This is a genomic window from Neoactinobaculum massilliense, assembly GCF_900604955.1.
Classification (GTDB): Bacteria; Actinomycetota; Actinomycetes; order Actinomycetales; family Actinomycetaceae; genus Neoactinobaculum; species Neoactinobaculum massilliense.
In genome coordinates this window covers 1,037,675-1,061,881 of sequence record NZ_UWPE01000001.1, presented here as the reverse complement: position 1 = coordinate 1,061,881, position 24,207 = coordinate 1,037,675, and the positions used below count along the sequence as shown (strand labels likewise).

Sequence of the window (24,207 nt, the reverse complement as noted above, 5' to 3'; positions counted from 1 at the left end):
TCCCGTCTCACCTGGATGGGGCGGGAGCAAACGGCGTTCATGCGTTATAGTTGTTTTCCGGCGCTCACGCGCCAATGGTGGCTGTAGCTCAGTCGGCAGAGCACCTGGTTGTGGTCCAGGGGGTCGCGAGTTCGAATCTCGTCAGCCACCCGGTTATTCCTACGGGCGCTACAGTTTAGCGGTGGAAAGCGGCGCTAGTACTCGCCGGCTTCATTAAGCATTAAGTTGAAACTTGACAGGTTGTGCCCCATGCCGCGGTTCGCACACGCGTACATCCGCTAGCATGGATGTCACCATTTGTCTGTTGAGGAGCCTGTGTGCAACAGTTTGAAATGCGCGGGGCGGATACGCTCACGCAGATGCCGAAACTGGGCCGCGGTGTAGGCCGTGCCCATGGAAAAGCAATTCTTTTCGGCGAACATGCGGTGGTGTATGGCGCGCCTGCTATTGCGTTCCCGGTCAACGTACTACCTGTCACCGTGAATGCCACCCTAACGCCCGCGGCATCAACAATTGAGTCGGAGCTATACACGGGGCCCTTGGAGCGGGCACCACGCCGCCTCGCCCCGGTTGTTGCCGCCATTCGTACGGCTCTCAACATGTTCGCCCCAAAGAGCGGCGCGAAGATTGCGATTTATTCGGATATTCCCTATGAGCGCGGGCTTGGTAGTTCGGCGGCCGTGGCCTCCGCCATTGTGGAGGCGGTCGCTCACGCGGCCGGTCAGGATCCAAATGCCACGGAGCTCTTCGATCTCACGCAGGTGGGGGAGCGGGTAGCGCACGGTAACCCTTCGGGTATGGATGCCCACGCTGTCCAGTCCACCCAGATTTTCCGTTACCGCAAGCCGAATGTGGAACCAATTCGAGTGGGCGGTGCCTTCTACTTCGTTATTGCGGACACGGGCGTGCCCGGCGCCACTCGCGAGGCTGTGGCCGGTGTGGCCCAGCGCAAAGCGGCAGATCCCCGCGTGGATGCGGCGATAGGTGAACTTGCGCGCGTGGCGGAGGAATCCGTAGCCGATTTTGAGGATGGAGACCTTGCGGCCATCGGGGCCAAGATGAACCGTGCTCACGGCCTCCTGCGCGCCATTGGTGTCTCCTCCCCGGAGTTGGACCACCTGGTCGATACGGCTCGCCGTGCCGGCGCAATGGGAGCCAAGCTCACCGGCGGCGGTATTGGCGGATGCATCCTCGCGCTAGCGCCTACTCTTCCCGAAGCCGAACGAATCGCCGGCGTACTACGCGGTGCCGGCGCAAAGGGTGCCTGGGCCACCTGGTTGGAGCCCATCGATTGAGACGTGCAAGTGCCCAGGCCAATCCGAATATCGCGCTGATCAAATACTGGGGTAAAGCGGATGAGGATCTCATTCTGCCCGCGGCCCCGTCGGTATCTCTGACACTTGATCAGTACCCCACCACCACGCACATTGAGCCGGCGGCGAAGGATTCCTTCGAGCTCAATGGGCGCCCGGCGAGCGAGAAAGAAACGGCTCGCGTGAGCGCGTTCCTCGACGTCGTCCGAGAGTGGGCGGGGGGCCACCAACCCCATGCGGCCGTACGCTCTGTCAACGAGGCACCCACGGGTGCCGGTTTGGCATCCTCCGCCTCCGGGTTCGCGGCGCTCGCACTGGCGGCAGCCCACGCCTACGGCCTGGATCTGAGCCCGCGAGATCTCTCCCGTTTGGCCCGTCGGGGTTCCGGTTCGGCCGCGCGATCCATCGTGTCCGGGGTGGCGCTCTGGCACGCCGGTACGGACGCGGATTCGTTTGCGGAACCAATCCCCGCGCCCGAGATGCGCATGGTGGTGGTACCGCTCTCCAAAACACGCAAGAAGGTGTCCAGCCGGGAGGCTATGCGTATCTCGCGCGAGACCTCGCCCTACTATGAGGCGTGGGTGCGCACCACCCGGGCCATGAGCGAGGAAATGGTGGAGGCCTGCGCCGCCGGAGATTTCGCACGGATCGGCGCGCTTACGGAGTCCTCGGCGTGGCGCATGCACGGCCTCATCGCCTCTTCGGCCCCCGTGATCCGCTACCTCACGCCCGCCTCCGTTGAAGTGTTCGACGCCGTCAGCCAGCTACGTGAGGACGGACTGGCCGCATACGGGACCGCGGATGCCGGCGCCAACGTCGTCGTCCTGACAACGCCTGACGACGCCGCCGCGGTGGCTACAGGGCTCAGCGAATACGGTGACGTGACGGTGTGCGGCCCCGGGGAGGGCGCACGGCTGGAACCCGGGGCGAGGAATGAGTGACATACTGCGCGTGAAGGCGCCCGGGAAGCTGTACATAGCAGGCGAATACGCGGTGGTGGAACCGGGACACGCGGCCATTCTGGTGGCTGTCAATCGGTACATCACCGTCACGCTGGAGGAAACAGAAAACACGGGCCGGGTTCATTCGGAGGGCACCGGATTTTCTACCATTTACTGGCGTCACCACGATAATCGTCCCGTGTTCAGCGATATGAACGGTGACTACGTGTCCCACGCAATTTCCACCGTGGAGCAGTTGCGGGCCGAACGCGGGCTTGCGGCCCGGCACTACAATCTTGAAATCACCTCGGACCTGGCGGATGCGGACGGGCGCAAATTCGGGCTGGGCAGTTCGGCCGCCGTGACCGTGGCAATCGTGGATGCCCTCAATCGCTTCTATCAGCTGGGACTCACGGACCTGCAGCGCTATCAGCTGGGGCTCCTCGCTGTCACGCGGCGTGCACCGGCGGCCTCCGGTGGGGATGTGGCGGCCTCCACCTATGGCGGATGGCTGCTCTACCGGTCGCCGGACCGGGCGGCGCTGGAAGAGGCGCGCGGATATCTCAGCGTGACGGACCTCCTTCACCATTCAGGGTGGGACCCGCTTGAGATAACACCATTGCCAGGCCCTAGCGCTGAAAGGCTACTAGTGGGGTGGACGGGTTCGCCGGCTTCCACCGAGCATCTGGTCTCCGGTGTGCAGTCGCGTTCTCGCGGACGCTATTTCCCCGGCTTCCTCACCGCCTCCGACGCCGCCGTTATGACGTTGGCCGAGGCACTCCGCGCCGGAAAACACGTGGATGCGGCGGTCAGGCGCGCTCGCGGATTGCTGCGGCGGCTGGCGCGGGCATCCGGAATACGCATTGAAACACCGCTGCTTGAGCGGCTGGGCAACATTGTGGAAGAACTGGGGGGTGCCGCAAAGAGCTCCGGTGCCGGAGGTGGGGACTGCGGTATTGCCGTGATTAATGAGGACACGGACCTGGACGCCGTGTACCGCCAGTGGCAAAACGAAGGCATTATCCCGCTTGATCTCACGGTTACCGTGCGGCCGGACTGGAAGTAGGGCCGGGAAGTGGCCATGCCGGTCCGCCCAGATCGGCAGATGGTGGATGACGGTAGGCTAGCTCGGGTGAATACAGAAGAAGAGCGCGCGGCGAGGCGAGCGGAACGGGTGCGGCCGGATTCCGTGACGGCAATTCCCACCAAGTGGATCGGACCCATCCGCATCACCAGTGCGGGGCTGGGAGCGGGCGAGGCGACCGAAGAAATCGAGGTGCCGCTGGCCACCTATGAATCCCCGCTCTGGCCATCCTGTAACCGTGGCGCGGACGTAAGCCGCATGGTGAAGGGCGGCTATCAGGTCACCGTGCTGGACGAGCGCATGACCAGGTCCGTCATTTTTGTGGCGCGTAGCGGGGCCCACGCGGCGGCTACCGCTCAGCGCATTGCGGCTCGCCGGGACGAGCTTGAGGCCGTGGTTGAGGCAGGTTCTCGCTTCGCCAAACTCATTGATATTCACACGGACATAGTGGGCAACCTTCTCTATGTTCGCTTCGCGTTCACCACCGGGGATGCATCCGGTCATAACATGGCCACCCAGGCCGCCGAAGCGATGATGTCCACTGTGCTCAGCTGGGATGATCAGCTGGCCTACGGGTCCATCTCCGGCAATACCTGCATTGATAAGAAACCCTCCGCAATTAACGGGATCCTGGGGCGGGGCCGCTCCGTGGTGGTGGATATCTGCATTCCACGCCATGTGGTGGAGGGGCGCCTGCACACCACCGCGGCACGTATCAATGCCCTCAACTATCAGAAAAACTGGGTGGGGTCATCCGTGGCGGGAGCGCTCCGCTCCGCCAATGCGCACTACGCGAATATGCTCCTGGCCGTCTACCTGGCCACCGGGCAGGACGCGGCGAATATTGTCGAGGGTAGCCAGGGATTTACCCACACGGAGCTGCGCGGGGAAGATCTTTACTTCTCCTGTACGCTGCCCCACCTCATCGTGGGAACCGTCGGTAATGGCAAGGATCTGGACCACGTGAACCATGCCATGGAGCGCCTGGGCCTTCGCGAGAACCGCGCGCCGGGGGCCAACGCGCGCCGGCTCGCCGTTATCACGGCCGGTGCGGTTGCGTGCGGCGAACTTTCCCTGCTGGCCGCTCAAACGAACCAGGGCGAGCTCATGAACGCCCACCGGACATATGAGCGCGGTGGCGCGGGGCAGGCGGGCCGGCGGGCGGCGTCGTCGGAAAAGAATGTGGTACCGGAGCGCAGTGCCGGTGCCGCGGAACAGGGGAGGGAAGAAAAGTGAACGTAGGTATCGACGCAATAAGCGTGGCAACCGCGCACTATCGGCTGCCACTCCCCGCGCTGGCCGAGGCGACCGGCGTGGATCCGAACAAGTACACCATCGGGCTCGGACAGCAGCATTTCTCCGTACCCGCACCGGATGAGGACACGGTGACCATGGCTGCCGACGCCGTGGCGCAGCTGATCGGGCGGACCGGTACGGATGAGGTGCGCTCCATCTTCTTCGCCACCGAAAGCAGCGTGGACCAGTCCAAAGCGGCGGGCGTATTCCTGCACGGTTTGCTGGGACTGCCCGAACACGTGCGTACGGTGGAGTTTAAAGAGGCGTGCTACGGGGGCACCGCCGCGCTTCAGTGCGCATTGGCCCTCGTGGCGCGTAACCCCGAGGAGCGCGTGATCGTGGTGGCCTCGGACGTGGCACGCTACGCCATCGACTCGCCCGGGGAGCCCACCCAGGGCGCCGGTGCCGTAGCGATGATGGTGAGTGCATCCCCGCGAATCATGGCCATCGAGCAGAAAACGGGCGTGTACACGAAGGACGTTAATGACTTTTGGCGTCCGAACGATTCGTCGACGCCGTTCGTGCTCGGTCACCTATCGATGGATGCCTACTTGGATGCGTTCACGGGGGCGTGGGATGATTTTGCGGCGCGTAACCCGGGGGTGAAGAGTACAGATTTTGCGCGTTTCGTGCACCACCAGCCGTTCCAGAAAATGGCTCGTAAAGCGCATCGGCAGCTCATGAGTTACACGGGGGATGGGCGTGGCGACGAGATTATTGAAGCCGGCCTTCACTACAGCGCCCAGGTGGGTAATTGTTACACGGCCGCTCTCTACTGGGGAATCGTGTCGCTGCTGACGCACGATTCCGGGCTGGCCGGGGAACGCATCGGCCTATTCAGCTACGGGAGTGGGGCGGTGTCTGAATTCTTCGTCGGGCGGCCCGCCGCGCGATATGCGGAGCACGTGGATGGTGCCGCCATCGACGCGACGCTTGCTAGCCGCGAAAAAATTGATTTTTCGACGTACCGGGCGCTCCATGAGGAGCGGCACGTGGACTCCCGCGACTACGCCACGCCGCACGTCACCGGGGCGCCATACCGGTTCGCGGGCGTGAAGGATCACGCGCGGCGCTATGAGCGCAACAAGCGGGTGGCTTAACACTTAGCTGAGCGGCAGCGGGACTGGTGGCCACCCGTGTGGCGGCAAAACGTGGGTGGCTGGCAAATGCCAACCACCCACCGGTCCTATGACAGGTGATTGATTTCTACTTTTCCCGAGCCGCCAGCTTCTCGGTGAAGCCGGCCACCTGCTTTGCCACGGCTGCGGCGTCCTCCTGCGTGGGGCCCTCACCCGCGGGCAGGAGGGTGGCGCGATAGTAACGAAGCTCATCGATGGAATCGTAGATATCCCCGAGCGCGCGGTGATGCCCATTCTTCTCCGGGAGGTTGAAGTACACGCGCGGATACCAGCGCTTGGAGAGCTCTTTAATGGATGACACGTCCACAATGCGGTAGTGCAGGTAGCTCACCAGCTTGGGCATGTACTTCTCTAGGAACATCTTGTCTGTTCCTACCGAATTGCCGCCGAGAGGCGCCTTGCCCTCGGGTACGCGCGCGCTCACATAGTCGAGAACCTTCTGCTCCGCCTCCGCCAGCGGAAGGCCGTCCTCCCATTCGTTGATGAGTCCGGAGGCCGTATGCATCTTGGTGACAAAATCATTCATATTGTCCACCGCGCGCTGGGTGGGCTTAATAATAAGGTCAATGCCCTCGTCAACCGGGTTGAGCTCCGAGTCCGTGATCACCACGGAAATCTCCACAAGCTCGTCAACATCGAGCTGCAGTCCGGTCATTTCGCAGTCGATCCACACGATGGGATTATTCAAATTCTGGTTACTCACGCGGGCCAGTCTACGCGGCGGGAACCGGTATCGCGGGGCCCGGGCACCCGTGGTGCTCGCGCGTACCAGCCCCGGCACTCGGTGGTGCCCCCGGTGGGAATCGAACCCACGACACGCGGATTAGAAGTCCGCTGCTCTATCCACTGAGCTACGGAGGCGTGGGCTCCAGTGTAACCGTGGGGCGGGCCGCGCGGAACCGCGACGGACGTGAGGCTCTCGGCGGGGCCTCCGGGTGATCGATGTGCCGGCCGCCGGGGTGACCCGGGTATTCACCCACGCCTGCCTGACGATATCCGCAGTGACGCCGGCATGGCTCGGCGCTTATCGGTTGATGAGGCGTGTACGACTGGTGCGACGAGTACGACGGGTGACGGTGCGCCAAATGTGGGCGAGGTGAGACACAATAGACGGGTGAAGTCGAATGAGGAGCTAGCAACGTTGGCGCAGCGCACCCTGGCAGCGCTTGAGGGTGCGCGCCTGCCCCTTGATCTACCGGGGGCGGATGAACTGGAAGAATCTCGTGCCCGCCTCATTACTCAGTTGCGCACGCGCGTCCTTCCGCATCTCGAAAATGAGAATCTGCCCGTCATTGTGGTGCTAGGAGGCTCCTCCGGTGCCGGAAAATCCACCCTTTTCAACTCCCTTGTAGGCAGGGAAATATCGCCGGCGTCCGTTCTGCGGCCCACCACCCGCATGCCCGTCATTGCTATGCATCCGGTGGACGCTCCCTACATGAGGGGCCATGCTCTCCTTGAATTGGGACGCGCGGAGACGCTCCCGGGTGCGATCCCCGGCGTCGTACTGGTGGATGCCCCTGACCTTGATTCGGTGGAGGAGCACAACCGTGAGCTGGCTCGCCGTCTGCTTGATGCGGCGGATCTGTGGATATTTGTCACCACGCCGTCACGCTACGGGGATTCCTATTCGTGGGATGTGCTGCGGGATGCCCATGCTCGTGGGGCGTCCACCGCGGTTGTGATTAATCGGCTGACGCGCCATGCCGAGGCCGCCGTGGTGGAGGATTTGACCGCCCGGCTGCGGGATGCGGGGCTGGGCCAGTCGCCGTTGCTCACGGTGGCGGATGCGGGCCCGCATGAGGGCCTGCTCACGGCGCGACTGGTGGATGGGCTGCGCGCCCGGTTGCTGCAATTGGCATCCAGCGGATATGCAAATACGCTCGCGGACACCACCACCGCCGCCATGCTGCCCGGGATGGCCGAGCAGTTGGAAACGCTCTCCGAGGCTGTCGACATGCAGGCGACCGTCATTGATCAGCTGAAGGGCGCCGCGGCGACGGCGGCTGGGAAAGCGGCCGAGGAATTACGCGGATCTGCCCGGCGGGGAAAGTTTGGTAGCGGCGCGCCCACGGCGGCATGGCTGACGGCCGCCTCCAGTGGTGGCGTGCTGTCCGGGGTCAGTGCCGAGGTAGGTCCACGCTGGCTACAACGTGGCGCTCAGGCGCGGCGTGATGCAGCCATGACCGCGGTGTTCTCCGCGGCGCAGGATGCGATCGCGGTGGCCCTGCGTGCAGCGCTCGAAGGCGTGGCGGATAGTATTGCGGCGGCGTGGCAGGATATTCCCCTTGACGTGACGCCACTGGTGGAGCGGGCGCGGGATGAACTCAATCTTGACGCTGCGGGTAGGCATGCCCTCGATTCCTGGCGTTCCACCATCAAGGGTCTGGTAGCAGATAGTGTGCCGGCACATCATCCGTGGTTCGGTCCGGCTGGCCGCGCCTCGCTGCTTGGCACGGCCGCCGCCGGTGTTAGTGGAGCCGAACGCATCGCCCGGGACGGTCTGGGCGTCACCACGGTGCGGGAAGCGCGGGAGGACCTGGCCGAGCGGCTCGCGGGCGCGGTGGACGGCGTCGTCGATACGTATGTGCGGTCCCTCGGCTCCGTGGCGGTGGGCAACGGGCGTGAACTACGGCTGCGCGCCGCCGAATTCAGCGAAAACTTTTAGGGAGAGCAATGGCAAATTTTGACGATGAACTGGCTCGGCTGGATACGGCCATGGCGGAAGGGTCGGACGTATTTGAGCCCTACCTCCTGGAGCGGGCACGGAGCGAGGCAGAAAATGCCAGGCGGCGGCGTGACCAGGGCCTCGGCGTCACCGTTGCCGTGCTGGCCGGCGGTACCGGGTCCGGTAAATCCACGCTCTTCAATGCGCTCACCGGGCTCCGCTTCGCCGACGCCGGGGAGATTCGGCCCACCACCATGCAACCCACCGCGTGCGTATGGGCCACGGGCGCGGAGCAATTGCTGGACACGCTCGGTGTGCCGCGCGATCGGCGTATCTCCGGTAATTCCATTCTCACCACGCCGGAGCACACTGCCGACAACCTGGTGCTCCTTGACCTTCCTGACCACGATTCGGTGGCGGCATCCAACGCTGGTGTGGTGAACCGGATCCTGCCGCTCGCGGATCTCATTGTGTGGGTGCTGGATCCGCAAAAATACGCCGACAATCTCATTCACGCCAGCTACCTGTCCGCTATGCGCGAGCGAGCGGGGCGCATGGTTGTGGCCGTTAACCAGATGGATACCGTTCCCCGCGGCCGCGAGGAGGAGTTGCTGGCAGATGTGCGGCGCCTGCTTGCCGCAGACGGTATGGAGGGTATTGAGGTCTTTGCTGTCTCCGCCCTCAAGAAGACGGGGCTGAGCGAGTTGTGGGCACACATCCGGCGGGCCGCGGCCGCGGAGGATTCCGCCGAGCAGACGGCGGCTGCTGAACTGCGCGCCACTCGCCGCCGGTTGGGGGCGGGCTACGAGTCTGCTTCGCCGGATCTCACCGCCGAAGATTCCGAACCTGTTATCACCACGCTGTACGATGCCTCCGGCATTCCTTCCATTGTTTCCGCGATCTCTGAATCCGGAGCCCGCCGGCGCGCCCTGCCTAAGCCGGAGCAGCCGTCACTGCCCGTGGTGAGCGCGGCGCGGGAAAGTTGGGTGGATAAGGCGAGTCACGGGCTGCCCACCGTCTGGCGCCAGCGTGTGGCTGCGGCCGCCGCCAGTCCGGAGGCGTTACGACGCCGAGTAGGGACGGCACTCCGATCCATCCCCGCCCCGAAGCCCGGGCGTTTCCCCTGGCTGTGGGTGGCGTTCGCGGCGGTGCTGGTGGTAGCAGGCGCCGCAGCCATGGCGGGCGCGCACGGGTCCTGGATCTTGCTCGTGGCTGCCGTGCTTGCGGGGTTGGTGCTCTGCTATGCGGGGGTACTGCATGAGCGTGCCAAATCGCGTAGAGCCGCCGAGAAGTACGCGTCCGATGCGCGGGAGGCCATTTCGCGTGCGGTGACCGAGGATCTCGTTGCGCCAATTCAGGCGGTACTAGAACGATACGGCACGGTGCGAGAGGCGTTGCTCGGGGACTAGGAGTTGGTGGGTTCGGGCCTGCTGTACCCACGGCGGTGCACAGAGCGTGGCGTGCCGCTGCTATCCACAGGCGACGCGACCGTACATTTAGGAGGCTCCCGCATTCGCGAGACTGGGATCACCACTCAAACAAAGGAGATCCCAATGGTCAATGACACAGTGGTGACAGTGCGCGGGTACGCAGGGGCGGATCCCGTGGTATATGACAACGGTGAGCGCGGCAAGGTTACCCAGATTAACGTGGGGTGTACGCCGCGCCTCTACTCACGCAGTGCTAAGCAATTCAAGGATGGGAGCACCACGTGGTACACGGTGCGGTGCTATGGCCGCCTCGGCAAGAATGCAGCGTCCAGCGTGCGCCGTGGCCATCCCGTACTGGTGCGCGGCCGCCTCTCCCCGCAAACATGGACGGACAAGGATGGTCATGAACACGTTCGGCTCACCGTCCTAGCCGACTCACTGGGTGTGGAACTCACTACAGGTATCGTGGCTTTCACGAAAACTCACGAGGACGGTGCGGCGAGTGCATCCGTGAGCGAGCAGGCGAATGACACGGCGGAATCGAATGAAGCTGAGGCACAGGAACCCGAGCTGGTGGGTGCCGGTAGACCAGCCGGCGTTGCCGCCTCCGTCGCCTCCTCCTCACCAACGCCGGAGGCGAAAACGCCACCGTTTTAGGGGAACAGGCCGCGTACGGATCCCGCCTTGTAGACTAGGCGCGGGCTAAACCGTGAACTATCCAAGGAAAGTACGTGGCTGAATATATTTACCAAATGATCCACGCCTCCAAGCGCGTGGGCGATAAAACGATTCTTGATGACGTCACCATGGCGTTCCTTCCCGGCGCGAAGATCGGCATGGTGGGTCCAAACGGTGCGGGCAAATCCACCATCCTCAAGATCATGGCGGGGCTGGACGAGCCGTCAAACGGCACCGCCCAGCTCAGCCCCGGTTACACGGTGGGCATCCTGCTTCAGGAGCCGCCGCTGGATGAGGACAAAACGGTTCTTGAGAACGTGGAGATGGGACGCAAGGAAACCATCGCCAACCTGCATAGGTTCAATGAGATCGGCCAGGAGATGGCCAATCCAGAGGCGGATTTTGACGCGCTCATGGATGAGATGGGCAAGCTTCAGGCCAAGATCGACGCGGAAAATGCGTGGGATTTGGATTCTCAGCTGGAACAGGCCATGGCGGCGCTGCAGTGTCCTCCGGGGGACACGCCGGTCAATGTGCTCTCCGGTGGTGAACGGCGCCGCGTGGCACTGTGCCGGCTGCTGCTGGAGGAGCCCGATCTTCTTCTGCTGGACGAGCCCACCAACCACCTGGACGCGGAATCTGTGGACTGGTTGGAGAAGCATTTACGGGACTACCCGGGTGCAGTGATTGCTATTACGCACGATCGCTACTTCCTGGACAACATGGCCGAATGGATTGCGGAAGTGGATCGCGGCCGGCTCTACCCCTATGAGGGCAACTACTCCACCTATCTGGAGACCAAGCAGGAGCGTCTGAAGATTCAGGGTAAGAAGGACGCAAAGCTGGCCAAGCGCCTGAAGAGCGAACTCGAGTGGGTGCGCTCCTCAGCGAAGGGACGCCAGGCCAAGTCCAAGGCGCGTCTGGAACGCTACGAGGAGATGGAGGCTGAGGCCGAGCGGACCCGCAAACTAGACTTCGAGGAGATCCAGATTCCGCCGGGGCCGCGATTGGGCAACGTGGTTCTTGAAGCACACGATCTGAAGAAGGGCTTCGACGGACGCACGCTCTTCCATGATCTGTCCTTCACCCTGCCGCGCAACGGCATCGTGGGCATTATCGGACCCAATGGGGTTGGGAAAACCACTCTCTTTAAGACGATCGTGGGCCTGGAGCCGCTCGACGGCGGTGACCTGAAGGTGGGCGAGACGGTAAAGATCTCCTACGTGGATCAGAACCGTGCCGGCATCGATCCGGAAAAGTCTCTGTGGGAGGTAGTATCCGACGGCCTTGACTACATTCAGGTGGGCAAGGTGGAGATGCCGTCTCGCGCCTATGTGGCAGCCTTTGGTTTTAAGGGGCCGGACCAGCAGAAGAAGGCCGGCGTGCTCTCCGGTGGTGAGCGGAATCGGCTGAACCTTGCGCTCACGCTCAAGCAGGGCGGGAATCTGTTGCTGCTGGACGAGCCGACAAACGATCTGGACGTGGAGACGCTTTCCTCGCTTGAAAATGCACTCCTCGAATTCCCGGGTTGCGCCGTGGTGATTACCCACGATCGCTGGTTCCTGGACCGCGTGGCCACCCACATCCTGGCCTATGAGGGCACGGAAGAGGATCCGGCAAACTGGTATTGGTTCGAGGGAAACTTCGCCGGTTACCAGAAGAACCGTGTGGAGCGGTTGGGCGAAGATGCGCTGCGGCCCGGCGTTGGTACGCATCGCAGACTCAAGCGCGAGTAGGCGGATTAGCCCCGGCTCGGGTAATTGTTGTGGCCAGTGCATGCGCACTGGCCACAACAATTAGTTCATGTGCATGCGCTTGCAGCACATCACCGGAAGCAGTCTCCCGAGTGACACCTCTCAACGTGTCGCTCTACTGCTCAATGGTGCGTTCCGTGTTCCGGCGTACCATGCCTTCCTGCGCCATGGTGGCGATGAGCCTGCCATCCTGGTAGAACTTCGCGAGTCCCAACCCGCGGCCATTCTGCGCGGAAGGGCTGTACATGTCGGCCAGGATCCAATCGGAGATGTCGAAATTACGATGCCACCAGATGGCGTGATCCAGCGTGGCCAGGGCAACGCCGGGCATCATCCAGCTCACGCCCACCCCGCGCATCACGGGCTCCAGCATGATCTGGTCTGCCGCGTAGGCGAGCATCGCACGCTGTAGTGTGCGGGAGGAACCCTCCGGCATGCGGGAGCGCGTACGCATCCACACGTATTGGCGGGGCTCACGCGACTTTGCGGGGTGCACGTAAACATCACCATTGACGTGGCGCAGGTCGATGCCGTTGCACGCATTTTGCAGGTTGCCAATCTTGTTGTGGAGTGAGGCGAAAAAGTCCACGGAGGACGGCACCTCTTCGGGGGCCGGCACGTCCTTCGGTGCCTCCTCCTTGATGCTCGGTCCGGGTTGAAGCTCCTGCAGCGATACACGGGCCTCGAAAATAATCTCATCCTTCTGCCGCGCGATCACGGTGCGCGTGGAGAAAGAATGCCCGTCATGGAGGTCCATAACCTGAAAATCAATGGGAATGTTGATATCGCCGGGACGCAGGAATGCGCCCGTGATCGAGTGCGCCAGGCGGTCATTTTCTCCCAAACCCATCGTGCGCCGCACGTGATCATCGGCCGCCATGACGGCCTGCGCCTGCACCTGGCCGCCGTAGACGCGCGGCGTCACGCGTACTACAGATTCGCCGCGATAGGTGTTCTCATCCACGCGCTCTAGTGCGAGACTCCGCAGCAAACTGGCCACGGGCTCGGTGTGCGTCACGGGGACGGGGATATGCGAATCGTCGTCAAAATACAGGGTCATGCTCGTCATCCTACGTGGCCGTTATGGTCCAGGCCGAGTATTGCAGCAGTGGTGTTGCTCAGGTGTATGGCCCGCCGGCATATTCAACGGCCTCTCTTCGCCCTACGCGCCGTTGGGGCTCGGCAACCCGTGCGACGTCGTACGGCGGTCCGTACGCACCACGCGGGACCAAGTTCACTTCCGAACCCTCGGCCTCGTTCGCCTGCTAGGCGGTGTAGGACGGTACAGCGGGCGCGCCAGGTGCGAAGGACTTCGGACCCGCGTCCACTCCGTGAAAAAATATGGAAGATTCACAGAAGAGTCATAGGGTGAACTGGATGATCAGCGGGTTTTCCGCCCCGAAAGGAGTACGCATGAGCGCAACCAGGGATTTGCTAACCCGACTCGCGGCCGCATACGGGGTGGATGCCTCCTACTGGAGTTTTGGTGGGGAACGGGTTCAGGTACCCAGCGAAACGCTTGTGGATGTGCTTGCGGCCCTGGGCGTGGACGCAACCACGGATGAGGCCGCCCGGCAGGCAATTGAAGATGCGGAATTGGAACCGTGGCGAAGTGTGCTGCCCGAGGTGACCGTACTCCGGGAGAACATGGAGCAATCAATTCAGATCCATGTGCCGCACGGCTATGGCGTCACGGTGGATGCGGAATTAGAGAGCGGCGGGCCGGCCTGGCATATCTCGCAGATTGATGACTTCACTGAGCCCCGCCTGGTGGATGGGCATCTGGTGGGGCAGGCCTCTTTCATACTCCCCTCGAACCTGCCGCTTGGATGTCACACGTTGCATGCACGTGTTACGAAGCCGGGCGGGGATGAAGTGACGGGTACGGATATGGCGCCGCTCATCGTGGTGCCTCGGCGGCTTGCCAGTCCGAAAGAGCGTGGCGTTGACGGGTGGGGAGTCCAATCTCAGCTATATTCCATCCGCTCCGCGCAATCCTGGGGCATTGGCGATGCCGCGGACCTGACGGAGCTGGGCAGTTTCTTTGGCTCGCGGGGTGCTCAATTTATTCTCATCAACCCTGTGCACTCGGCGCAGGTCGCCGGTCATATGGCCGAATCTCCCTACCTGCCTGTGACGCGCCGGTTCTTCAATCCCATCTATATCCGCCCGGAGGACATCCGTGAGGTGGCCTACCTGCCGCCGGAGGAACGCGGGCTCGTCGAGCGGCTGGGGCTGGCACCCAAGGCTGCCTCTACCCGAAACACGCTCATTGATCGGGACGCCCTCTGGGCTGCGAAAAAAGCGGCGCTGGATGTCATTTACCGGCAACCCCGTTCGGCGGCACGGCAGCGTTCTTTCGAACGGTTCCGACGCCGGGAGGGGGCGGGGCTGGAGAACTTCGCCTACTGGTGTGCGCTGACGGAGGCGTATCCGGAGGCCTTCCCCGCCGGCTTCGAGAATCCCCAGGCGCCCGCGGCACAGGCCAACCGCTCCGCCTACGCGGACCGGATAGATTTTTATGCCTGGCTCCAGTGGATTGTGGATGCACAGTTCCATGCCGCTCAGGTGCAGGCGCGCAAGTCCGGGATGGGTATCGGCGTGATGGGGGACCTGGCCGTCGGCGTGCATCCGGCCGGCGCGGATACGTGGATGATGCCCGAGGCGTTTGCCACCGGCGTGAGCGTGGGCGCCCCGCCGGACATGTACAACCAGCAGGGCCAGGATTGGAGCCAGCCTCCGTTTAATCCCCGGGCGTTGCGCCGGCTCCACTACAGGCCGGTGCGAGATATGGTGCGCACGGTCATGCGAAACGTGGGTGCTTTACGCATTGATCATGTGATGGGATTTTTCCGACTGTGGTGGATCCCCGCGGGCCACTCACCGGCCGATGGCACCTACGTGCACTATGACCAGGAAGCCATGATGGGTGTGCTATTGCTCGAGGCGCAGCGTGCCGGTGTCACGCTGGTGGGCGAGGATCTGGGCAATGTGGAGCCCTCCGTGCGCCAGTTCCTGTCGGAGCGCGGTGTACTGGGCACCTCGGTCATGCTATTTGAGCAAACTGATTCCGGGTTTAAGATCCCCGAGCAATATCGCGAAGATACCCTCACCACCGTGGACACCCACGATTTGCCTCCGGCTGCCGGGTACCTCGCCGGGACACATGTGGAACTGCGGGAGCGCCTCGGGCTGCTGGTAGAACCGGTAGAAACCGTGCTGGCACGAACCAGGGAGGAAAAGGAACGGCTGGAAGCTGCTCTCCGAATTCAGGGACTGCTCGGGGAGGATCCGACGGACCGAGAGATTGTGCTGGCCATGCACCAATTTATTGCGCGTACGCCCGCCCAGCTGAAGGCCATCGCGGTGACAGACGCCGTGGGTGAGCGGCGTGTACAAAACCAGCCGGGCACGGACCAGGAATACCCCAACTGGCGGGTGCCTCTAGCCGACGCCGATGGACACGTGGTGCTGCTTGAGGACTTCCCGAGCAACGGGCCACTGAACGCGCTGCTGGATGCCTACCGTTCGGAGCAGTCGCCGAGTACGGCCGAATGAGAGGCGAGGGAGGTGCCGGTGAAGTGGAGCGCGCGGTAGGGTCCGACGACGCTGAGCGCGACGAGGTTTCACGTCCTGTCGCCGGGGGCGAGGCGCGCACCCTCGAGGTGCTGGCGCCGGTTGCGGGCGGGCTGCGGGACCTGGTGGCTTTCGCAGCTGCGCGCGGAGAAGAACCGGGCGAACAGCAGGCATTCGCCATGCTGCCAGGCATTGGCATTGAGCCGCTGGCCGGCGGACTCACCGTCGTGGCGCCGGTTGCGGGCCGGGTCACCCGGCTGACCGCCGGGCGCGCTGACATACTGAGCACTGCGGATCGGATAGACGCGCAGGAGGCGTCCGCCCCGGGTCCGCAGGCGTCAGCTGTGCAGATCGCCGTGCTGCTCGGCGCCGATGAGCCCGACGCCGCATTCATTCCGCTCGCCCACGTGGGTACGGAGGTGGCGGCCGGCCAGCCGCTCATGATTTGGAATGCCAGCCCCCTCCGCGTGCTCACCAGTGCCGTGGTGGCGAGCAGCGGGCGGGTAGCTCGCATCTCGGAAGTTATCGAAGCGGGCGAACCCGCATTCATACTTGAGATATAGCGGTGGCGAGGCCCGTGGGCCCCGCCACCGTCGCTGCTACTTCGCTCGGTTCGCGTCCACCTGCTGGTTGCGCACGGCGCGTCGCGTAGTATTCACTACCTCGGAAACCAACCGCTTCGCGGCCGGTGCGGCGTCGGACTCAGCAAGCCACGCCTCACCCAGTGCCAGCAGGTCCACACCCAGATCCGTACGCCCCGCAAGCTGCTGCGGATAGGCGTAGTTGAGCATGTTGGAGGCAATCTCCACGGAATTGTCATCCCACATGCGCTTCGCCTCAGCGAAGTACTGCTCCGCATAGGGTGCCACGGACTGCGCCGAAGCAAACCGCATGCCCAGCGCAAGGTTGCGCTGCCGCGTATTGGAGGAGGGATAGAGAATCTCCTGCCAGACGTTCTTGCGGATCGTCTCATCCGGTAGCGCACCCGTGGCCTGCGCCTGGCCAATCTGGGAGTAGGAGCTGGGGTCGCGGTGGAATTCGGCGTCGATCTCCGACGCTCCCACGCGGCCGGCCGCGGCCAGGGCCGTGAGAATGGACCAGCGTACGTCCTGGTCGACGTCGAACCCTTCCGGTACGCCGCGACCGTCCAGCATCCCCGCCACGCGATCAAGCTGAGCATCCGTCACCGCGAACTGGAAGGCCGTGCGCGCAATTTGAAGCTGCGAATCAGAACCCGCCGGGGCGGCATCGAGGAGTTCAAAGAGGCGCGTGGCCACGGCCGACCGGAACTGAGCGCGTGAGGCCGGATCGGAGTAAGAGTTCACGGCCGTGGACAGTTCGGAGAGGACATAGCGCAACACGGTGCCATCCGTCTCATCCCTGATGACCTTGAGCGCGATATCCGCGTAGGTGTGGGGGGCGTCAAGTTCGCCGTCGCGCAGCATGTCCCAGGCGGAGAACACCACGATGGAGCGGGCCAGGTGATCGTCGAACTGGTCAATGTGGGCCACGGCGTTCTTCAGGGACACAGGATCCAGCCGCACCTTGGCGTAGGCCCAATCCTCATCATTGACCAGAATAATGGCCGGCCGCGGCTTCCCAGCAAATTCCGCCACCCGCGTTGATTCGCCCGCCACATCCAGTTCGGCGGAGCTGGTGCGAAGAACACGGCCATCCTTAACGTCATAACCGGACACGATGAGGCGATGGGGCCGCAGCGAGGCGTGCTCATCGGCGGACTGCTTGATGGTGAGGGCGGACACCACGCCGCCCTCCTCCTCAACCACGGGGGTGAGCGTGTTGACGCCGGACTCCTGAAGCCACAGAGCGGTCCACTCCGACAGGTCACGGCCGGAGGTAGCTTCCAGTTCGGAAAGGAGATCCTGCAGCGTGGCGTTGGCCCACTTGTGCTTCTGAATGTAGTTGCGCACGCCGGCCAGGAAGTTATCCAGGCCCACGTAGAACACCAGCTGCTTGAGCACGGAGGCGCCCTTGCCGTAGGTGATGCCATCGAAGTTGACCAGCACATCCTCAAGATCGCGGATATTCGCGGCGATTGGGTGCGTGGAGGGGAGCTGATCCTGTGAGATCGCCCAGGTTTTCTCCGAGGCGAGGAACGTGATCCATGCTTCGCTCCAGCGGGTGTTGTTCACGGCGGCCAGGTGACTCATGAATTCGGCGAAGGATTCGTTGAGCCAGAGGTCATTCCACCACTTCATGGTGACCAGATCGCCGAACCACATGTGCGCCTGCTCGTGAAGGATGGTGATGGCGCGCCGGTCCACGATGGCCGCGGTGGGCTTGGTGCGGAACACATAGGTTTCCACGATGGTCACCAGGCCCGGATTCTCCATGGCGCCCGCGTTGTACTCCGGGGCGAACAGCTGGTCATACTTGCGGAACGGGTAGGGGTGGCCGTAGTTCTTCTCGTAGTACTCGAAGCCCTGCCGGGTGATGGTGAACAGTTCCTCGGGGTCGAGGTACCGGGCAAGCGACTTTCGCGCCCACACGCCGAGGGGCACCTCGCGGCCATCCACCGAGTGGTAAACATCCGTGGTGCCCTCATAGGGGCCGGCCGCCACGGCCGTCAGGTAGGTGGACATGCGCTCGGTGGGGGTGAACTCGAAGCGGCTCACGCCGTCGCGTAGGTCCACCGGTTCCGGGGTGGGGGCGTTAGAAAACACGCGCCATCCTGCCGGAGCATCAACGGTGAACTGGAAGGTGGCCTTGAGGTCCGGCTGCTCAAAATTCGCGAATACACGCCGCGCATCGGCCACCTCGAACTGCGAATAAAGGTAAACCTCCCCGTCCGCTGGATCCACGTAGCGATGCAGGCCCTCACCCGTGTGCGAGTAATCCATGATCGCTTCCACGCGCACCGTGTTGTGCTCCTGAAGGTGCGGCAGTGGATAGCGGGAGTCCTCATAGAGCGCCGGGTTGAGTTCATCGCCGTTGAGGAACACGCGCCGCACTCGGTGGGCAATCAGGTCGAGGAATGTAGAGGTACCGGGTTGCGCCGTAAAGTCAATTTCCGTGGTGGATTCGAACGTGTCCTCCGACGTGGTGAGGTCCAGGTGAATCCGGTAGGCCTCCGTCTGCACGAGCGCCGCGCGTTCCGCCGCCTCCTGCCGAGTGAGATTTGTTCCGGGCATGTGCATCCTTTCAAGTCGCATGGGATCGATGCGCCGATCCGTCCGCGCGGACCACCCGCGCTCCTGGACAGTCTAGCCGGGGCCGAGAAACGGGGTTCCGGGTGCTTAGTGGGTGGATGGGTGCTTGTTCGACGCCGGTTTTGGGCCGGTCCGTGCGTATAGGCCATCGGGCGGTTGCCTCTTCTACGGAGAGAGGCCGGCCGGTCCATGCGTGAAGGGCGAGCCTACGTGATAGCTGTACGTGCGGACAGGAGTGCACCGTGGAGGCGCGTGACGAAAGCGCGTGGATTCACGTAGAGCTCAGCCGGATGGGTGCGGACGGCCCGCCAGCCCGCGCTCGCCAGCGCGAGCTCGTGAGCCTTCGCCGCGGCGACGGCCTCTTCGCTGGGCGCCTCGGTATCAGTGAGGATTTCTATGCCCACACGGCTGGACGGGTAGGCGAGCGGAAAATCCCACCCCGGACCTGGCCGGCAGTGAAGAACGGGGCGGGGAAGCCCAGCCACAATGATCGCGGCCCTGGCGGCGGATTCGGCCGGGGATGATGCCAATCTGCTGGCCTCGGCCAGTGCCACTTTCGCCACACCGCATCCGGGCCGGTGAGGCTTTTCCCTGAGAAGTGTGCGCATATGCCGGTGGAGGGTGTCCGCCGCACCGTCTGGATCATGGGGGTGCAGGGATGCGGCCTGGCGAAGAGCCGCATCCGCCACCGTCAGTGCCGTGGCCAGGCGCCTCGCGTGGGCACAATCCACCACGGTCTCAGCCAGCGAAACCACCGGTAGCACACTGTTGATGAGTTCGGGCTGCCTATCCCACACGCTGCGATGTACCTGCGCGCCGGAAAATCCTTTTTGGGATGTGCTTGGCAGCATCACGTTGACCCGTTCGGGTACGGGGAGTAGCGGGAGACCGTGGAGTATTGCGGCGGTGCCGTGGCTGAACGCAAAGGGCCCGCGTGCCTGCTGGGCCGCGGCACGGCACTGTGCGATGTGCCGCGCGGGCGGGCTCAGCCGGCGCCATTCGACAAGGGAGGCGAAGTAGCCGCGCCACACGCGCACGGCCCGATCCCGTATCTCGCGCTGGGACCAACCCAGCTGATGGAACTCCGCCCGCGTGAGAAGCGGAATCTGCCAGCCAAGGTGACGGGCATCCTGATCTGTTGGTTCTGTGTGCATGGCCACAGTGTGGCTGATCGTCGCTGCTTTCCGCCGAAGCTATCCACAGGTCCGCAGGTCCACAGGTCCACAGGCATGCACGTGCCCATACGCCCACACGAATTTGTGGGCGAGGACCGCCCGGTATGCGCCATACCCACGGGTATGGCGTATACCGGGCTGGCTGCTGCGGCGTCGTACCGCACCGGGCCGTTACCAGATGTGTACACGCTCCTCGGGTGCCAGGTAGAGCCCGTCCCCGGCGTTCACCCCGAAGGCCTCATAGAAGGCATCCACGTTACGGACTACGCCGTTGGCGCGGAATTCCTCGGGGGAGTGGGGATCCAACGCGATTTGCTGGCGCATCCATTCGTCGCGCGCCTTCGAACGCCAGATGCGGGCGTAGGAGAGGAAGAGGCGCTGCGTGCCGGTGTACCCGTCAATAATGGGCGCGTCCTCCAGCTTCTTTCCTTCGCGCTCCAACGAGATCGCGTAGGCCTTGAGCGCGATCGAGAGCCCGCCCAGGTCACCGATGTTTTCACCGAGCGTCAACTTGCCGTTCACGTGCGGGGCGTCCTCCGCATCCTCAAACTGGCTGGGCACAAACTGGTCATACTGCTGGGCCAGGGCAGCGGTGCGCTTCTCAAACTCTGCCCGGTCCGTGTCTGTCCACCAATTATTGAGGGCGCCGCGCGCGTCAAATTGTGAGCCCTGATCATCAAAGCCGTGTCCGATTTCATGACCGATGACCGCACCGATGCCGCCATAGTTGAGCGCCGCATCCCGGTCCGGATCAAAGAATGGGAACTGAAGAATGGCCGCGGGGAAGACGATCTCATTCCACTGCGGGTTGTAGTAGGCGTTGACGGTTTGCGGATTCATGAGCCATTCGGAGCGATCGACCGGCTTGCCCAGCTTGTCGATGCTGCGCTGGAACTCGAAGCGGTTAGTGGCTTGCACATTCGCAAGGAGATCTGGCCCCACGCTGAGTGCGGAGTAGTCCTTCCAGTGGTCCGGGTAGCCGATCTTCGGGTTGAAGGAATCCACCTTTTTAATGGCCTGCTGTTTTGTTTCCTCGCTCATCCAGTCGAGTGCCAGAATGGAGCGGCGGTAGGCCTCCAGGAGGTCTGCTACCAGCTGTTCCATCTTGGCCTTGGCTGAAGGCGGGAAATACTTTGATACGTAGAGCTCGCCCACGGCTTCACCAAGCGCACCATTAACCAGCTGCACGCCACGCTTCCATCGCGCCCGCTGCTCCGTGGTGCCCTCGAGCACGCGTCCGTAGAAATCGAAGCGTCGCTTATCGATCGCTTCGGTGAGGAAACCGCCCGCAGCCTGGAGTATGCGCCACGTGGTATAGATCTTGAGGTCCTCGAGGGCGGTGTTTGCCCAGGTTTGCGCCCCGCCGCGCGCGGCTTCCAGGGTAAGGACGACGACGCTGTCCGCCGCGTCCAGCGCAAAGCCCGCCGCGGCGAGTGCTCCCGTCCAGTCAAAGCCGGGGTTCTCCTCGACCAGCTGCGCGATAGTACGCGGGTTGTTCATCTTGACCGGGTTACGCAGGTCCACGAGCGTGGTATGGAAGGAAGCGAACTTGGTTTCAAGCCCAATGATGATGTCTGCTTGGCGGCTCGCCTCCGTCGTATCAAACCCGAGGGCCAGTGCCAGCATGTCCGGCACGTACTGCTTGTAGGCCTCGAGTACCTTCGCGTGTTCCGGCTTGTGATAGTAGGCCTCATCGGGGAGCCCGATGCCGCTCTGATAGATACTGGCCTGATTGCGGTCCGGATCATCGAAGGAGGAATCCACGTCCACACCGAAGAAGGTGGAGACGCCCTCGCGCAACAGCTTTCCAACGAGTCCCGCCAGCTCATTCTTGGTCGAGACGGCCTGCACCGCATCGAGCTGGCCGCGAATCGGCTCCACACCCGCCGCATTGAGCCGGTCCGTATCCATCCAGGAACGATAGAAATCCACCGCTTTTTGCGCGGCTGCGGAGGAGGCTTCTCCGCTCTCCAGCAGCTCGCGCACATGTGCCTCCGCCTCATCGCGGAGCACAATAAAACTGCCCAATCGAGACTGATCTGCTGGGAAGGTTGCATTCTTCAACCAGGTGCCATTGACGGCGCAGAAAAAATCGTCCTGTAGGCGAACGGCGCTATCCCGCCCGTCCAGGATCCTGTTCATCTGTTCACTCAGTGCCATGGGGCCATGCTATCGGTGCCCACCGACATTCTTCGTACCTGTTCACCACGTGAGTGCGTGACGGTATTGGCGGGGAGAGGCTTGCGGTCTTCGGGAGGCACCCGCGGATGTAATCGCAACCACGTGGGTGCGGGTCCCGCTAGTAGGCGACCACTCGACCTCGTCATGTACGTATCCGGTGGGTACCGAGTGCGCCCCACGGCGTCGTCTATATAACTAACGCTTATACTTCGATTCGCTGTGGCTATTTGCTGAAAAATGTGGTGTGCAGCATATTGGAGCCAATCGGTTCTTCTCGACCTAAGGATGGCAACCAATGGCGGTTCCAACTGACACTGAGGCAATGACGCCTCAGGCGCGCGCGGCCAGAGCGCGTCAACTCCGAAAGAACGTGGGCGGCTCCGTGGCGATCCTCGCGATCGGACTGGTGCTTTACTTCCTCCCCGTGCCGGCCGGTGTAGATCCCCGCGGCATGCACATGCTCGGGATCTTCGTGGCCACGATTCTGTTTCTGATCCTGCAACCGCTCCCCACGGCGGCGGTGGCCATCATCGGCCTCACGGTAGCGATGGTGACCGGCACCATGGCGCCGGGAACAGAGGCGTTCACCGGATTCGGTAGCTCCTCCATCTGGCTTATTATCGCTGCATTCTTCATCGCGCAGGGCTTCGTCAAGACGGGTCTGGGCCGGCGTATCGCTCTCCTTTTCCTCTCCTGGCTGGGTAACTCCTCGCTGGGTGTCTCCTACGGACTGGCGGCCACAGATCTGGTGCTGGCACCTGCCACACCCTCCAATACCGCGCGACTGGGCGGCATCCTCTTCCCGGTTATTACCTCCATCAGCGAGGTTGCAGATTCCACCCCCGCCAGCGAACCCTCCCGCAAGCGGCTGGGCGCATTTCTCACGGCCACCGCAAACAACGTCAACGCGGTCACCTCCGCCATGTTCATGACGGCCATGGCCGGCGGCCCCGTGGCGGTGGCGCTCGCCGCGGATCAAGACATCAACATCTCCTGGGGCACGTGGGCGCTCGCGGGCCTGGTCCCGGGCATCATCGCGCTCATTCTTGTGCCGCTTATCTGCTACCGGCTAGTGCCGCCCACCTTGAAGAAGATGCCCGGTGGCAGCGAGTCGGCGCGCAACGAACTTCACCAGCTCGGGGCGATGAAGCGAGGCGAAGTGATCATGCTGGTCACATTCATTGCGATGTTGCTGCTGTGGTCCCTCGGCTCCCTTATTCACATCAATTCGACTACGGTCGCATTTCTTGGCGTATCCGTTTTGCTGCTCACCCGCGTGCTCGCCTGGGGTGATCTTGCGGCCAACAAGGGCGCCTGGAACACGCTCATGTTCTTCGCCATTCTCGTGGGCATGGCCGGGCAGCTCAACACTCTTGGTGTCATTAAGTGGTTGGGCGACACCATCGCTGGCGTGGTCGGTGACCTGCCGTGGGTGTGGGTGCTCATTATTCTCTCGGCCGTGTACATGGTGCTCCACTATCTATTTGCCTCAGAGCTGGCGCAGATTGTGGCCCTGTACGCCCTGTTCGTCTCCGTCATGGTGGGTGCGGGCGTGCCGGCTATGGTAGCGGCGCTCATGCTTGGTGCTATCTCCGCGCTCATGGGGGCCATGACCCATTACGCCTCCGGCCCTGCCGCCCTGATCTTTGGTTCCGGCTACCTGAAGACCAGCGAGTTCTTCCGTGCGGGCGCGGTGGTAGCGGTGGTCACCCTCATCATCTGGATTCTCGCCGCGCTCTCCTGGTGGCAGGTGATCGGCCTGGTATAGAGGACGGCGCGTATGAAACCGGCGCGATTTCTACGAC

Annotated in this window: 17 protein-coding genes and 2 tRNA genes; 13 read left to right on the top strand and 6 right to left on the bottom strand. The window is 63.1% G+C overall.

Annotation, left to right across the window (positions count from 1 at the left end; all coding sequences use genetic code 11):
- Window positions 1–77 precede the first annotated feature (77 nt).
- The 6 genes from EIH27_RS04590 (at window position 78) to EIH27_RS04565 (ending at window position 5,734) form a co-directional block, all read left to right on the top strand.
- Window positions 78–150: transfer RNA gene (locus EIH27_RS04590), tRNA-His, on the top strand.
- A 167-nt stretch (window positions 151–317) separates the two neighbouring features.
- Window positions 318–1,295, top strand: a complete 978-nt coding sequence (mvk, locus tag EIH27_RS04585; RefSeq protein WP_241152967.1) for a mevalonate kinase — start codon at window positions 318–320, stop codon at window positions 1,293–1,295.
- Entirely contained in the window at window positions 1,292–2,254 is a 963-nt protein-coding gene (mvaD, locus tag EIH27_RS04580) for a diphosphomevalonate decarboxylase (RefSeq protein WP_124039753.1), read from the top strand. Before mvk ends, mvaD begins: the two co-directional genes overlap by 4 nt.
- On the top strand, window positions 2,247–3,320 hold the full coding sequence (locus EIH27_RS04575; protein WP_124039752.1) for a phosphomevalonate kinase: 1,074 nt from the start codon (window positions 2,247–2,249) through the stop codon (window positions 3,318–3,320). Before mvaD ends, EIH27_RS04575 begins: the two co-directional genes overlap by 8 nt.
- Window positions 3,321–3,386: 66 nt before the next feature.
- Window positions 3,387–4,574: a hydroxymethylglutaryl-CoA reductase gene (locus tag EIH27_RS04570; RefSeq protein ID WP_241152966.1), complete on the top strand. Its 1,188-nt coding sequence runs from the start codon at window positions 3,387–3,389 to the stop codon at window positions 4,572–4,574.
- Window positions 4,571–5,734 (top strand): hydroxymethylglutaryl-CoA synthase, encoded by a 1,164-nt coding sequence (locus tag EIH27_RS04565; RefSeq protein ID WP_124039751.1) that lies wholly within the window; start codon window positions 4,571–4,573, stop codon window positions 5,732–5,734. The genes EIH27_RS04570 and EIH27_RS04565 overlap by 4 nt, the downstream gene beginning before the upstream one ends.
- A 106-nt stretch (window positions 5,735–5,840) precedes the next feature.
- On the opposite strand, the gene orn is transcribed toward EIH27_RS04565, so the two are convergent.
- Window positions 5,841–6,476, bottom strand: a complete 636-nt coding sequence (gene orn, locus EIH27_RS04560; RefSeq protein WP_124039750.1) for an oligoribonuclease — start codon at window positions 6,474–6,476, stop codon at window positions 5,841–5,843.
- A gap of 82 nt (window positions 6,477–6,558) precedes the next feature.
- Window positions 6,559–6,634: transfer RNA gene (locus EIH27_RS04555), tRNA-Arg, on the bottom strand.
- Window positions 6,635–6,887: 253 nt separating this feature from the next.
- Between EIH27_RS04555 and EIH27_RS04550 the strand changes: the two genes are divergently transcribed.
- From EIH27_RS04550 to ettA, 4 genes are all read left to right on the top strand, one after another.
- Window positions 6,888–8,438, top strand: a complete 1,551-nt coding sequence (locus EIH27_RS04550) for a GTPase (RefSeq protein WP_164461597.1) — start codon at window positions 6,888–6,890, stop codon at window positions 8,436–8,438.
- An 8-nt stretch (window positions 8,439–8,446) separates the two neighbouring features.
- Entirely contained in the window at window positions 8,447–9,847 is a 1,401-nt protein-coding gene (locus EIH27_RS04545) for a GTP-binding protein (protein WP_124039748.1), read from the top strand.
- A 144-nt stretch (window positions 9,848–9,991) separates the two neighbouring features.
- A complete protein-coding gene (locus EIH27_RS04540) occupies window positions 9,992–10,525 on the top strand; it encodes a single-stranded DNA-binding protein (RefSeq protein WP_124039747.1) in 534 nt (177 codons plus the stop codon).
- Window positions 10,526–10,599: 74 nt separating this feature from the next.
- Window positions 10,600–12,282, top strand: coding sequence for an energy-dependent translational throttle protein EttA (gene ettA / locus EIH27_RS04535; RefSeq protein WP_124039746.1), 1,683 nt, complete (start codon window positions 10,600–10,602; stop codon window positions 12,280–12,282).
- A 133-nt stretch (window positions 12,283–12,415) separates the two neighbouring features.
- On the opposite strand, the gene EIH27_RS04530 is transcribed toward ettA, so the two are convergent.
- Window positions 12,416–13,360: an acyl-CoA thioesterase gene (locus tag EIH27_RS04530; RefSeq protein WP_124039745.1), complete on the bottom strand. Its 945-nt coding sequence runs from the start codon at window positions 13,358–13,360 to the stop codon at window positions 12,416–12,418.
- A gap of 353 nt (window positions 13,361–13,713) precedes the next feature.
- On the opposite strand from EIH27_RS04530, the gene malQ reads away from it, so the two are divergent.
- Together malQ and EIH27_RS04520 are read left to right on the top strand one after the other, a co-directional pair.
- Window positions 13,714–15,858, top strand: a complete 2,145-nt coding sequence (gene malQ, locus EIH27_RS04525) for a 4-alpha-glucanotransferase (protein ID WP_124039744.1) — start codon at window positions 13,714–13,716, stop codon at window positions 15,856–15,858.
- Complete coding sequence (locus tag EIH27_RS04520) at window positions 15,855–16,439, top strand: hypothetical protein (RefSeq protein ID WP_124039743.1); 585 nt, start codon at window positions 15,855–15,857, stop codon at window positions 16,437–16,439. Before malQ ends, EIH27_RS04520 begins: the two co-directional genes overlap by 4 nt.
- A 36-nt stretch (window positions 16,440–16,475) precedes the next feature.
- Here the strand turns inward: EIH27_RS04520 and pepN are convergent, their stop codons facing one another.
- From pepN to EIH27_RS04505, 3 genes are all read right to left on the bottom strand, one after another.
- The gene (gene pepN, locus EIH27_RS04515; RefSeq protein ID WP_124039742.1) at window positions 16,476–19,028 is read right to left on the bottom strand and encodes an aminopeptidase N; all 2,553 of its coding nucleotides are present in this window, start codon (window positions 19,026–19,028) and stop codon (window positions 16,476–16,478) included.
- 224 nt (window positions 19,029–19,252) lie between these two features.
- Window positions 19,253–20,200, bottom strand: coding sequence for a hypothetical protein (locus EIH27_RS04510; protein ID WP_124039741.1), 948 nt, complete (start codon window positions 20,198–20,200; stop codon window positions 19,253–19,255).
- 192 nt (window positions 20,201–20,392) lie between these two features.
- Window positions 20,393–22,381, bottom strand: a complete 1,989-nt coding sequence (locus EIH27_RS04505; RefSeq protein WP_124039740.1) for a M13 family metallopeptidase — start codon at window positions 22,379–22,381, stop codon at window positions 20,393–20,395.
- A 316-nt stretch (window positions 22,382–22,697) separates the two neighbouring features.
- On the opposite strand from EIH27_RS04505, the gene EIH27_RS04500 reads away from it, so the two are divergent.
- The gene (locus tag EIH27_RS04500; protein ID WP_124039739.1) at window positions 22,698–24,170 is read left to right on the top strand and encodes a DASS family sodium-coupled anion symporter; all 1,473 of its coding nucleotides are present in this window, start codon (window positions 22,698–22,700) and stop codon (window positions 24,168–24,170) included.
- Window positions 24,171–24,207 lie beyond the last annotated feature (37 nt).

Excerpts from the sequence above, each read along its gene's own strand:
- EIH27_RS04575 (WP_124039752.1), top strand. The coding sequence starts at position 2,247 with ATGAGTGACATACTGCGCGTGAAGGCGCCCGGGAAGCTGTACATAGCA.
- EIH27_RS04545 (WP_124039748.1), top strand. The coding sequence starts at position 8,447 with ATGGCAAATTTTGACGATGAACTGGCTCGGCTGGATACGGCCATGGCG.
- EIH27_RS04540 (WP_124039747.1), top strand. The coding sequence starts at position 9,992 with ATGGTCAATGACACAGTGGTGACAGTGCGCGGGTACGCAGGGGCGGAT.
- EIH27_RS04530 (WP_124039745.1), bottom strand. The coding sequence starts at position 13,360 with ATGACCCTGTATTTTGACGACGATTCGCATATCCCCGTCCCCGTGACG.
- malQ (WP_124039744.1), top strand. The coding sequence starts at position 13,714 with ATGAGCGCAACCAGGGATTTGCTAACCCGACTCGCGGCCGCATACGGG.
- EIH27_RS04520 (WP_124039743.1), top strand. The coding sequence starts at position 15,855 with ATGAGAGGCGAGGGAGGTGCCGGTGAAGTGGAGCGCGCGGTAGGGTCC.
- pepN (WP_124039742.1), bottom strand. The coding sequence starts at position 19,028 with ATGCCCGGAACAAATCTCACTCGGCAGGAGGCGGCGGAACGCGCGGCG.
- EIH27_RS04510 (WP_124039741.1), bottom strand. The coding sequence starts at position 20,200 with ATGCACACAGAACCAACAGATCAGGATGCCCGTCACCTTGGCTGGCAG.
- EIH27_RS04505 (WP_124039740.1), bottom strand. The coding sequence starts at position 22,381 with ATGGCACTGAGTGAACAGATGAACAGGATCCTGGACGGGCGGGATAGC.
- EIH27_RS04500 (WP_124039739.1), top strand. The coding sequence starts at position 22,698 with ATGGCGGTTCCAACTGACACTGAGGCAATGACGCCTCAGGCGCGCGCG.